The sequence below is a fragment of the Halomonas citrativorans genome, assembly GCF_014898005.1.
In the GTDB taxonomy this organism is placed as follows: Bacteria; Pseudomonadota; Gammaproteobacteria; order Pseudomonadales; family Halomonadaceae; genus Vreelandella; species Vreelandella citrativorans.
The window spans coordinates 281,856-293,980 of record NZ_JABUYX010000002.1 but is presented as its reverse complement, the minus strand read 5'-3'; the positions used below and the strand labels follow the sequence as shown (position 1 = coordinate 293,980).

At 55.2% G+C, this 12,125-nt stretch carries 9 protein-coding genes and 3 tRNA genes; 2 read left to right on the top strand and 10 right to left on the bottom strand.

Going from position 1 to position 12,125, the window contains the following annotated elements; translation table 11 throughout:
* Positions 1–98 precede the first annotated feature (98 nt).
* From INT20_RS04450 to INT20_RS04410, 9 genes are all read right to left on the bottom strand, one after another.
* Positions 99–175, bottom strand: a tRNA-Arg gene (locus INT20_RS04450).
* Between the two features lie 102 nt (positions 176–277).
* Positions 278–354: transfer RNA gene (locus tag INT20_RS04445), tRNA-Arg, on the bottom strand.
* 17 nt (positions 355–371) lie between these two features.
* A tRNA-Ser gene (locus tag INT20_RS04440) sits at positions 372–464 on the bottom strand.
* A gap of 124 nt (positions 465–588) precedes the next feature.
* Positions 589–780 carry a carbon storage regulator CsrA gene (gene csrA, locus INT20_RS04435; protein WP_087107955.1) on the bottom strand — a complete coding sequence of 64 codons (192 nt, stop codon included), beginning with the start codon at positions 778–780 and terminating at the stop codon, positions 589–591.
* 192 nt (positions 781–972) lie between these two features.
* Positions 973–2,223: an aspartate kinase gene (locus INT20_RS04430; protein ID WP_087107953.1), complete on the bottom strand. Its 1,251-nt coding sequence runs from the start codon at positions 2,221–2,223 to the stop codon at positions 973–975.
* A 98-nt stretch (positions 2,224–2,321) separates the two neighbouring features.
* Complete coding sequence (alaS, locus tag INT20_RS04425) at positions 2,322–4,931, bottom strand: alanine--tRNA ligase (RefSeq protein WP_193056491.1); 2,610 nt, start codon at positions 4,929–4,931, stop codon at positions 2,322–2,324.
* 170 nt (positions 4,932–5,101) lie between these two features.
* Positions 5,102–5,563: a regulatory protein RecX gene (locus INT20_RS04420; RefSeq protein WP_193056490.1), complete on the bottom strand. Its 462-nt coding sequence runs from the start codon at positions 5,561–5,563 to the stop codon at positions 5,102–5,104.
* Positions 5,564–5,568: 5 nt separating this feature from the next.
* Positions 5,569–6,630 (bottom strand): recombinase RecA, encoded by a 1,062-nt coding sequence (gene recA / locus INT20_RS04415; RefSeq protein WP_087107947.1) that lies wholly within the window; start codon positions 6,628–6,630, stop codon positions 5,569–5,571.
* 88 nt (positions 6,631–6,718) lie between these two features.
* The gene (locus INT20_RS04410) at positions 6,719–7,252 is read right to left on the bottom strand and encodes a CinA family protein (protein WP_193056489.1); all 534 of its coding nucleotides are present in this window, start codon (positions 7,250–7,252) and stop codon (positions 6,719–6,721) included.
* Positions 7,253–7,400: 148 nt separating this feature from the next.
* Between INT20_RS04410 and mutS the strand changes: the two genes are divergently transcribed.
* Both mutS and fdxA read left to right on the top strand, forming a co-directional pair.
* Positions 7,401–9,989 (top strand): DNA mismatch repair protein MutS, encoded by a 2,589-nt coding sequence (gene mutS / locus INT20_RS04405; protein ID WP_193056488.1) that lies wholly within the window; start codon positions 7,401–7,403, stop codon positions 9,987–9,989.
* Between the two features lie 157 nt (positions 9,990–10,146).
* Positions 10,147–10,470 carry a ferredoxin FdxA gene (gene fdxA, locus INT20_RS04400; protein ID WP_087107940.1) on the top strand — a complete coding sequence of 108 codons (324 nt, stop codon included), beginning with the start codon at positions 10,147–10,149 and terminating at the stop codon, positions 10,468–10,470.
* Between the two features lie 167 nt (positions 10,471–10,637).
* Here the strand turns inward: fdxA and INT20_RS04395 are convergent, their stop codons facing one another.
* Positions 10,638–12,029: an L-cystine transporter gene (locus INT20_RS04395; RefSeq protein WP_087107938.1), complete on the bottom strand. Its 1,392-nt coding sequence runs from the start codon at positions 12,027–12,029 to the stop codon at positions 10,638–10,640.
* Positions 12,030–12,125 lie beyond the last annotated feature (96 nt).

Sequence of the window (12,125 nt, the reverse complement as noted above, 5' to 3'; positions counted from 1 at the left end):
CGGGGCGCTTAAAACGATCCAAAACCAAAGCGCGAGCCGCCTTGGTCAGGCTAGAAAGCAGAAAACCCGCTCTCATAAAAGAGAACGGGTTTAGAATCTGGCGCGCCCGGGAGGATTCGAACCTCCGACCCCCTGATTCGTAGTCAGGTACTCTATCCAGCTGAGCTACGGGCGCTTTAGTGATGTAAATACTCATTACTAAACATGATGAAGAGCTTATGCTTAAATACTTGTAATGAAATACTTATAGGCTTCCGCCTTACATCAGGTTAGAAGATGGCGCGCCCGGGAGGATTCGAACCTCCGACCCCCTGATTCGTAGTCAGGTACTCTATCCAGCTGAGCTACGGGCGCATCTTCTAATGTGCGGCTGGCGGAGAGAGAGGGATTCGAACCCTCGATAGGGCTATAAACCCTATACTCCCTTAGCAGGGGAGCGCCTTCAGCCACTCGGCCACCTCTCCTCAACAGCACGGCGCGAATGTTACCGATTTCAGCGACTGCTGTCTAGTCCTATGCCGATTTTTTTCGCGCCAGCTTCATCTTACCGTTGATACGCCCTGTATTGGGCGCGATAAAAGCGACCATTTATTCTGCTTCGCTTTCTTCACTGCTACGCTCGCGCTGGATGCGCTGATAGATCTCTTCACGGTGTACAGCCACGTCTTTCGGCGCATTGACGCCGATACGCACTTGATTACCTTTCACACCTAACACTGTGACGGTGATTTCATCACCTATCATCAATGTTTCGCCAACTCGGCGGGTTAGGATGAGCATGGCTGATCTCCTTCTCAGACGTTTTATACAACGGGTTGTGTCCACCAGAGGCGCCACTAAGCCATTATGCGGCATAGCGGCGCGCTAACCAATGCCTCTGACTCCATGACAACTAAACCTCCCGTTGAAAGAAAGCTCACCACCAGCAAGTAGCGAGTACCTCTTCAGCGTAGAAGGTTTAAGGCAGAAATGTTATTCAGATTCTATATCTGACTTATCCAGGCCAAATGCCTTGTGTAACGCGTTAACGGCAAGTTCCATATGCTTTTCATCAATCACCACTGAGATTTTAATTTCAGAGGTGGAAACCATACGGATATTGACGTTTTCATCAGCCAAAACACGGAACATCTTCGAGGCAACACCGGCGTGAGAGCGCATGCCAACACCGACCAGGGATACCTTGGCGATATTGTCATCGCCACGCAGCTCACCACCGCCCAGGTCAGGAATAACCGTTTCTTCAAGCAGCTTCTTGGTGGTCTTGTAGTCGCCCTTCGCCACGGTGAAGGTAAAGTCGGTGTAGTCACCCGCCGGTGCTACGTTCTGCACGATCATATCGACTTCAATGTTGGCATCAGCGATAGGGCCAAGAATGCGCGACGCAACACCTGGTACATCGGGCGTGTGCAGCAGTGTCAGCTTGGCTTCATTTTTGGTAAACGCGATACCGGAAATCAGCGGTTCTTCCATGGAGTCCTCGTCTTGGTCAGCATCTGCAATAATTAGGGTACCGGGGCCATCTTCAAAGCTCGACAGTACCCGTAGGGGAACGTTGTACTTGCCCGCAAACTCTACCGCACGAATTTGCAGTACTTTGGAGCCCAGGCTTGCAAGCTCCAGCATTTCTTCCACCGTAATGCACTCCAGGCGCTGTGCCTTGGTGCATACGCGGGGGTCAGTGGTGTAAACCCCATCAACGTCAGTATAGATCTGGCACTCATCGGCGCCGAGTGCCGCAGCAAGCGCTACCCCGGTAGTGTCCGAGCCACCACGTCCTAGCGTAGTGATATTGCCGTCTTCATCAACGCCCTGAAAACCAGCCACAACCACGACCTTGCCTGCGTCGAGGTCAGCCTTAAGGTCTTCGGTTTCAATGCGCTGAATACGCGCTTTGGTGTAAGCATTGTCAGTATGAATACCGACCTGGGCACCGGTGTGCGAAGTGGCCGCAACGCCAACCTGCTGGAGCGCCATGGCGAGTAATGAAATCGTTACCTGCTCACCGGTCGAGAGCAGCATATCCATTTCACGCGGGGCAGGGTCATCATTAAGCGCATTGGCCATATCGGTCAACCGGTTGGTCTCTCCGCTCATGGCGGAGACCACGACCACGACCTGGTGGCCCTGGTCACGAAAGCCCTTGACCTTTTCCGCCACGGCTTTGATACGGTCAACAGAACCTACCGAGGTGCCACCGAACTTCTGTACGTATAGTGCCATATGCCGTTTTTTCCTATTCGTCCGGGAATGGGGGATGAAAGTAATTATATTAAGTTAGCAAAAGGCCGGTTGCAGTTAATTGCCACCGGCCTTTGTGATTAGCTAAGTATGTTTTCCAGCCATGCGGGGACGCTACTTAACGCGCCAGCCAGCGCTTCTGGCTGACTGCCACCCGCCTGCGCCATGTCAGCACGACCACCGCCTTTACCGCCAACTTGCGAGGCGACATGGTTAACCAGCTCACCGGCTTTAACGCGCTCGGTCAGGTCTTGAGTCACGCCTGCAATCAGGCTGACCTTGCCCGCCGCCTCATCGGCAACGCCCAGGATAATAACGCCAGAGCCAATCTTGTTTTTAAGTTGGTCGAGCACGCCACGCAGATCCTTACCGGATACTCCCTCCAACTGAGTCGCCAGCAGCTTAACGCCGCCGATCTCCTGCGCCTGGCTCAGCATGTCGCTACCCGCAGCGCTTGCAAGCTTAGCCTTCAACTGCTCAAGCTCTTTTTCCAGGCTGCGATTACGTTCGACCAATGACTCGACGCGGGCTTCCACCTGCTCGGGCTTGGTTTTCAAGCGATCACCCAACCGCTGCACGCGCGCTTCCTGCTCGCGGAAGTACGCCAACGCATTCTCGCCGGTAATGGCTTCAATGCGCCGCACGCCAGAGGCAATACCTACTTCACTGACGATATGGCAGCAGCCGATATCACCACTTCGTGCAACGTGAGTACCGCCACACAGTTCAATCGAAAAGCCGTCAGCACCGATCGTCAATACGCGAACATTTTCCGCATACTTGGCTTCAAACAACGCCGCAGCCCCTTTGGCCTTGGCTTGCTCCAGGCTCATCTGCTCAACGTACGTCGGCGCATTAGCAAGAATCTGCTCGTTAACCAGACGCTCCACCTCTGCCAACTGATCAGCACTCAGAGGCTCGAAGTGGCTGAAATCGAAGCGCAGACGTTCTGCATTTACCAGTGAGCCTTTCTGCTGCACGTGATCGCCCAACACCATGCGCAAGGCTTTGTGCAGCAAGTGAGTGGCCGAGTGGTTGCGAATGGTCGCAGAGCGCAAGCTGGCATCAACCTCGCCACGAACGCTGGCCCCCACGTTCAACGTGCCTTCTATCATCACGCCTTGGTGCAGATGATGACCGTTCTGCTTTTGTGTATCGGTAACTTCGAAGCGGCCGCCCTCTACGTATAAGTAGCCGGTATCGCCCACCTGGCCGCCCGATTCACCATAAAACGCGGTACGGTCTAATACGACAGTGCCTTTCTGGCCTACTTCCAGCGCAACAAGGGCGTTGCCTTCGCTATCCACAATAGCAGTTACCGTGGACTGATCTTCAAGCTGGTCATACCCCGTAAACTGGGTTTCGCCATCCAGCTCAATAGAGGCGCTGTAGTCGGCGCCAAACTGGCTGGCCGCACGGGCACGCTCGCGCTGAGCGTCAAGCTCGCGCTGGAAACCAACTTCATCCAACGTCACACCGCGCTCACGGCAAACATCCGCCGTAAGGTCAAACGGGAAACCGTACGTGTCATACAGTTTGAACACGGTTTCACCCGACAGCACGTTGCCATCAAGCTCCTCAAGCGCGGTATTCAATAAGCCCATGCCGTGGTCCAGCGTGCGCGCAAACTGCTCCTCTTCTTTCAGCAAAATACGGGCAATTTGGGCGCTCGCCTCACGCAGTTCGGGATAGGCATCGCCCATCTCGGCATCCAGTGCATCCACCAGCGTATAGAAGAACGGCTTGGTGGCGCCCAGCTTGTGACCATGGCGAACCGCTCGGCGGATAATGCGCCGCAGCACATAACCACGGCCTTCATTTGAAGGCAGCACGCCGTCGGCGATTAAAAATGCACACGAACGAATATGGTCCGCAATAACGCGTAGCGAAGGCGTTGCCATATCGGCATGCCCGGTCGCCTTGGCGGCCGCCTGGAGCAAATTCTGGAACAGGTCGATCTCGTAGTTGGAGTGCACGCCCTGCATAACGGCCGCTACCCGCTCAAGCCCCATACCGGTATCAATAGAGGGCTTGGGCAGCGGGTTCAGCGTGCCCTGGGCATCGCGATCGAACTGCATAAAGACCAGATTCCAGATCTCAATGTAGCGGTCGCCATCTTCGTCAGCGCTACCGGGAGGACCACCCCATACGTCAGGGCCGTGATCAAAGAAAACTTCTGAGCTGGGGCCGCAGGGGCCGGTATCGCCCATTTGCCAGAAGTTATCTTCATCCAGCCTGGAGAAGCGCTCCGGGTCGATGCCGATTTCATCTTTCCAGATGCGCTCGGCCTCATCATCGCTAATATGCACGGTGACCCACAGCTTCTCTTTAGGCAGACCCAGCGTTTCGGTTAAAAACGTCCACGCAAAGCGGATAGCGTCCCGCTTGAAGTAATCACCAAAGCTGAAGTTACCCAGCATCTCAAAAAACGTATGGTGGCGTGCGGTATAGCCAACGTTATCCAGGTCGTTATGCTTGCCACCGGCACGCACGCAGCGCTGAGATGAGGTGGCACGCACATAAGGGCGTGGGTCACGACCAAGAAACACATCTTTGAACGGCACCATGCCCGCGTTGGTAAACAGCAATGTCGGGTCGTTACCTGGCACCAGTGAGCTTGTGGGCACAATGGTATGCCCTTGCTCTTCGAAAAAGGATAAAAAGGCCTGTCTAATCTCTGCGCTTCTCATAGGGTATCCGTAACAATAAAGCATGATGCCCCAGGGCGCTGTCGCCGCTACCCGCTGGGGTCGCAAAAACGCCATTATAGCGCAGTTGTCTAACGACTAAAGCGGCAGTTAATGGCTAAGAGCTAAAGACGTCAGAAAACGATAACCCACAATAGTGATGAAAGAAGGCTTTACAGGCAAGAGAGCGCGTAACGAATTTGTTCAAAATCGAAGCCTCGTGACGCTAGAAAGCGCTCTCGTTTGGCCCGCTCTTTGGGGGATTCACCGGGGGAGGAAAAGCGTCGCGATAAGGTATCACTGGCCAGTTCAAACCAATCGACACCTTCATTCTCTTCTACGGTAGCGAGGGTTTCTGCCACTATTTCCTGGCTGATGCCGCGTTGACGCAGCTCGCCTTTAATCCGTATCACGCCCTGACCGCGCATAATGCGTGAACGGATAAAGCCTTCAGCAAAGCGGACGTCTGACTGAAGCCCCTGCTCTTCAAGGGTATCCAGGCACGCCTCAATGTCAGCGGTAGCAACGGCTTTTTGTTTTAGCTTTTGCGCTATCTCAGCGCGAGAGTACTCGCGCCGAGATAGCAGCTGTAGTGCGATGTCGCGTGGGGTGGCATCACGTGACGAAGCAAACATAAGCGTTACAGCAGGTCGTCGTCAGCATCGGCGGCAACATCAGCAGCCGATGCCTCTTCTTTCTTGGGGTCAGGCTTGGCAAGCAACTGTTCGCGGATCTGGCTTTCGATCTCTTCCATAATGGCCGGATGCTCTTCCAGGTACTGAGCCGCGTTTGCCTTGCCCTGACCGATTTTGCTGCCCTTATAGCTGTACCAGGCACCTGCCTTGTCAACCAGGTTGCACTGTACGCCCAAGTCGACCACCTCACCGGCATGGTAGATACCCTTGCCGTAAAGAATTTGGAACTCGGCCTGACGGAACGGCGGTGCTACCTTGTTTTTAACTACTTTAACGCGCGTTTCGTTACCGGTGACTTCATCGCCCGATTTCACCGAGCCAGTGCGGCGAATATCCAACCGAACACTGGAGTAGAATTTCAGTGCGTTACCGCCTGTGGTGGTTTCCGGGCTACCAAACATAACGCCGATTTTCATGCGAATCTGGTTGATAAAGACCACTAAACAGTTGGCGTTTTTAATATTACCGGTAATTTTACGCAGCGCCTGAGACATCAAACGTGCTTGCAGGCCTACGTGGGTATCCCCCATCTCCCCTTCGATCTCCGCACGCGGAGTAAGCGCTGCCACGGAGTCGATAATAATCACGTCAACGCCGCCCGAGCGCACCAGCATATCGGTGATTTCAAGCGCCTGTTCACCCGTGTCCGGCTGGGAAACCAGCAAATCATCGAGGTTAACGCCCAGTTTTTCCGCATAGCTTGGATCAAGCGCATGCTCGGCATCGACAAACGCACACACCTTGCCCTGCTTCTGTGCTTGAGCAATCACGGAAAGCGTCAGGGTGGTTTTACCGGAGGATTCAGGGCCAAAGATTTCGACTACTCGGCCAAAGGGTAACCCTCCAATGCCAAGCGCAATATCCAGCCCCAGCGAGCCAGTGGAGACTGACGGCATCACAACGCGAGGAGCGTCACCCAAGCGCATTACCGTGCCTTTTCCGAACTGACGATCAATTTGGCTAAGTGCGGCGTTTAGCGCTTTCGTACGGTTGTCATCCTGAGCCATGCAAACACCCTCATCACAGACTGTATAATTAACCAGTATTATGCCAAAAATTCGTCGCTAAACAAATCCTCAACGTGGTTTTTAACGATTATTTCTCTTCCTGACCCTCAGCCAGCATATCCAGGCGCGCCACCAGCCCTGCCAACGCCTCGCGAACGGCCTGCTCGCGTACCGCTTGGCGATCACCGGGAAAATGAAAACATTTGGCGTCCTGGTGATTAACATCGCCCCAGGCCAACCACACCGTACCCACCGGCTTTTCATCGCTGCCGCCCCCGGGGCCTGCCACACCACTGACCGCCACGCCCAATTGCGCGCCGCTATCACGGCAGGCACCGGCCACCATGGCATTCACCACCGCCTCACTGACAGCGCCATGGGTGTGTAGTGTAACGTCTGAGACACCGATCAGCCGCGTTTTAGCCGCATTAGCATACGTCACGTAACCCGTTGTGAAGTAGGCCGAGCTGCCGGCAGCCGAGGTGATCGCACTGGCAATGCCGCCACCGGTACACGACTCTGCCGTGGTCACCTCTATATCCAACTGCTGGCAAAGCTTTCCAAGCCGCTGCGCCAGCAGGGACAAATCCAGATTTTTTAGGCTCGTTATGCTGGGCGTCATGGTCGCTCCTTCATGTAAGATATCAGTCAGCGTAGAATACTGCGTTTAGCTTTCTCAACGAAATCGCTCAAAGAACGTATTTAACGCTTTTATTTAATGAACATGCCGTAAGCGAAATGCGCTTACGCCACGCTCAATCAGGACGCCCATGTCACAGGCCATCCCCCCCAATACGCCCATGATCACGCAGTATTTAAAGATCAAACGCGAACACCCTGACGTCCTTCTGTTCTACCGGATGGGGGACTTCTACGAGCTGTTTTTTGATGATGCCAAGCGCGCGGCTGCGCTGTTGGATATCACGCTTACCCAGCGTGGCCAATCCGGTGGCAAACCCATCCCGATGGCGGGCGTTCCTTATCATAGCGCCGAAGGCTACCTGGCCCGCTTGGTGGCTACCGGTGAATCCGTGGCCATTTGCGAGCAAATTGGTGACCCGGCAACCAGCAAGGGTCCGGTTGAGCGGCAAGTCGTGCGCATCGTAACACCCGGCACACTGCACGATGAGGCGCTCCTGGATGCCCGGCGCGACAACGTGCTGGTCGCGTTGGCACCCGGCAGTGACCGCTGGGGGCTTGCGTGGCTTGAGCTATCCAGCGGGCGTTTTAGCGTGCTGGAAGTCGAAAGTGAAGCCGAAATGCTTGCCGAGCTGACCCGCCTTTCACCCGCCGAACTACTGGTTCCTGAGAGCCTGACGCTGCCCGACATGTGGTCGCAGAAGCGCAGCTTGCGTCGCCAGGGCGAGTGGCTGTTTGATTTGGAAAGCGCCAATCGCAGCCTGTGCGACCAATTTGAAGTTCAGGACCTGCGTGGGTTTGGCTGCGCCCACCTTACCACCGCCCTAGTGGCCGCCGGGGTACTGATTGATTATGCCCGTGATACTCAACGTTCGCGCTTGCCCCACGTAACGGCACTCAGCGTTGAAAACCGTGATGATGCGGTGGTCATTGATGCTGCCAGCCGGCGTAATTTAGAGATCGATATCAACCTTGGCGGTAGCACGGACAACACGCTTGCCAGTGTACTGGATACCTGCACCACCGCCATGGGGTCGCGGCTTTTAAAGCGCTGGCTGAATCGCCCCCTACGCCAGCGTGAAACCGTGCAGGGCCGCCAGGCGGGGGTGGCACTTTTAAGCCTCGACGCGGCGTACATGACGCTACGCGACACACTCAATGATGTGGGTGATGTAGAGCGTATTTTGGCCCGCGTCGCGCTCTATAGTGCCCGCCCACGCGACCTGGCCCGCTTAAGAGACGCCCTTAATACGTTGCCAGCACTTGAGCAGCAGTTAGGTGGCGTAGAAAGCGGCAGCACGCTGGATAATTTGCGTCCGCATATTCGCCCCTATCCGGATATCGCCGACCAGCTGAGCCGGGCGTTGATCGAGAACCCGCCGGTGGTGATCCGCGATGGCGGTGTGATTGCCGATGGCTATGATGCCGAGCTTGACGAACATCGCGGCATGGCCGAAAACGCTGGCAGCTACCTGGTTCAACTGGAGCTACGTGAGCGTGAGCGTACTGGCCTTGCCAACCTCAAGGTGGGTTACAACCGGGTGCACGGCTACTTTATAGAGCTACCCCGCTCCCAGGCCCAACAGGCACCGGCTGACTATATTCGCCGTCAAACGCTGAAAAACGCCGAGCGGTTTATTATCCCCGAGCTCAAGGAGTTTGAGGACAAAGCGCTTTCCGCCAAGTCACGCGCACTGACCCGTGAAAAGTGGCTGTATGAACGCCTGCTAAGCGAACTCAACGAACACCTCATGGCGCTACAAAGCACTTCCCGGGCGCTTGCCGAACTTGATGTACTGTGTGCATTTGCCGAACGTGCCGATGCGCTTAACTGGGTGCGCCCGACCCTGAGCGACGCGACTGGCATTAGCATTACCGCTGGCCGCCACCCCGTAGTGGAACAAGTAAGCGACAAGCCGTTTGTGCCCAATGACGTTGTGCTGTCGCCTGACCGTCACATGCTAATTATTACCGGCCCCAATATGGGCGGTAAATCGACCTATATGCGCCAGACCGCCTTAATCGCGCTGCTAGCCCATAGCGGTAGCTTTGTGCCTGCCGATGCGGCTGAGATTGGTCCTGTCGACCGGATATTCACCCGCATAGGCTCCTCGGATGACCTTGCCGGTGGGCGCTCCACCTTTATGGTCGAGATGACCGAAACGGCTAATATTTTGCACAATGCCACAGAGCATAGCCTGGTGCTGATGGATGAAATCGGCCGGGGCACCAGTACTTTCGACGGACTTTCCCTGGCCTGGGCAAGCGCTGAGCACTTGGCGCAGGCGCAGGCACTGACGCTCTTTGCTACGCACTACTTTGAAATGACCGCCCTTCCCGAGCAGGCCGAAGGCGTGGAAAACATTCATTTAACCGCTACAGAGCATGGCGATAGCATTGTGTTTATGCATCGCATTGAGGCAGGCCCGGCCAGCCAAAGCTACGGCTTACAGGTCGCCCAACTAGCCGGTGTTCCAAGCCACGTTATCAAGCGCGCCCGTGAAAAGTTGATTGACCTGGAACAGCGCGATGTAGACACTCATCAGGCGCGCCCAGGCCCGGCACAACAGACTCCTGCCAATAGCCCGTCACCCCAGCAAAACGATCTCTTTGCCAGTGCGCCACATCCGGTTTTAGAAGCACTGGAGCGTGCCGACATTGATGATTTATCGCCCCGCGAGGCGCTGGCGTTGGTCTATCAATGGCGAGATTTGTTGTAACCGGTACAAGAGAAGATAGCCAAGTGCTTGCCGTGAGGTATGGGCGCCACTAGAATGTCGCCCATACTTTTTAGCTTATAAGAAACAGCCGTTTTATAACCATTCATGATTGACCTATGACCGGGACCTCCCCCGGTCCCGCAAGAGGGATAGCGCGATGACGTTTGTCGTTACCGAAAACTGCATCCAATGCAAATACACCGACTGTGTAGAGGTTTGCCCGGTCGATTGCTTTTATGAAGGCCCCAACTTCCTGGTGATTCACCCGGACGAGTGCATTGACTGTGCGCTATGCGAGCCTGAGTGCCCGGCCGAAGCCATCTTCTCAGAGGATGAGCTGCCGGATGGGCAAGAACCGTTTATCGAGATCAACGCTGAGTTGGCTGAAGTGTGGCCCAACATAGCTGAAAAGAAAGATGCCTTGCCGGATGCCGAAGAGTGGGATGGCAAGAGCGGCAAGATCGACAAGCTGGAGCGATAACACAGCACGCTTTTAGTACCGTGTCGTTAGCCATCGGCTTAAAAACCAGCGTCCGCGCTGGTTTTTTTATGTCTGCTTGTCCCTCCTCTTCAAGGATAACGCACGCGACAAACGCAAAAAGCCACCCGAAGGCGGCTTTTTGTAGCTTGCTTAATTTGTCAGTTGAATCACGCTGCTTTCGGCTCGTCCAACTGGTCATCGTTGGAAGCAAAAATAGCCGCGTCGTGCTGCTTGAGCAAACGACTGGTCACCGTACCCGCCGTCATTGAACCGTTGACGTTGATGGCGGTGCGGCCCATATCAATCAACGGCTCAATCGAGATGAGAAGCCCCGCCAAAGCAATCGGTAGGTCAAGCGTTGAGAGCACGATGATCGCGGCAAAGGTTGCCCCGCCGCCAACACCGGCAATGCCGAAAGAGGCCAGCGTCACGACCAGTACCAGCGTTGCCAGAAACTCCAGTGAAAACGGATCAATCCCCACCGTGGGCGCAATCATCATGGCCAGCATGGCCGGATAAAGCCCCGCGCAGCCGTTTTGGCCGATGGTCGCTCCGAAGGAGGCTGAAAAGTTGGCAATCGCAGGGGGTACGCCAATGCGGTCTACCTGCGCCTCGATATTCAAAGGAATCGTGGCCGCGCTTGAACGTGAGGTAAAGGCAAAGGTGAGTACCGGCCAGACCTTCTGAAAATAGCGTTTGGGGTTAACCCCAACGCCCATCAAAAATAGCGCATGCATGACCAGAATAAGTGCCAAGCCAACGTAGGAGGCAACGACGAATCCGAGCAGATTAAAGATATCGTTGAGATTCGACGTAGAAACCACTTTGGCCATTAACGCCAGTACCCCGTAGGGCGTAAGGCGGATCACCATGCGCACCAAACGCATGATCCACTTCTGCACAATATCGATGCCTTCGATAAGCTTGTCGCCAATCGCGGCATTTTCACGCTTGATGCCCAGAGCGGCCAAGCCGAGAAACGTCGCAAAGATCACCACACTGATAATGGAGGTGGGTCGTGCGCCCGCTAAATCCTGGAACGGATTGCTGGGAATAAACGAGAGCAGAAGCTGTGGGATGGTCAGGTCTGCCACCTGAACACTGCGCTCGACAATCGCCTGGCCGCGCTCCAGCTCGCGAGCACCTTGTACCAGCCCCTCGGCAGACAATCCAAACAGCTGGGTCATGCTAATGCCGATAACGGCAGAAATCGCCGTTGTCAGCATGAGCATGCCAAGTACACCCAGGCTAATCTTGCCCAGCGCACTGGCATCATGTAAGCGCGTAACAGCAGATAAAATGGTCACCAGCACCAACGGCATAATGATCATTTTTAACAGTTGGACATAGCCACCGCCTACCAGGTTTACCCAGTCGATGGTGCCCTCAAGCACCTCTGATCCGGCGTATCCCCATTGCAATAGCGCGCCAAGCACCACCCCAATGACCAGGCCTGCAAGCACCACGCGAGACAGGCTGGCACCGCGCCGCTGCCAGCGCGCCAGCAGTGCAATCGCCAGTATAAAGACCAACACGTTGATCGCAATCAACCCATGCATGTAACGCACCTCCTGAATAACAAAAAACGGCACATCAACGATGTACCGTGTGACAAGCGCAGCAGCAGAAGCATAGCCTGCTAATTCTGCGGGCCA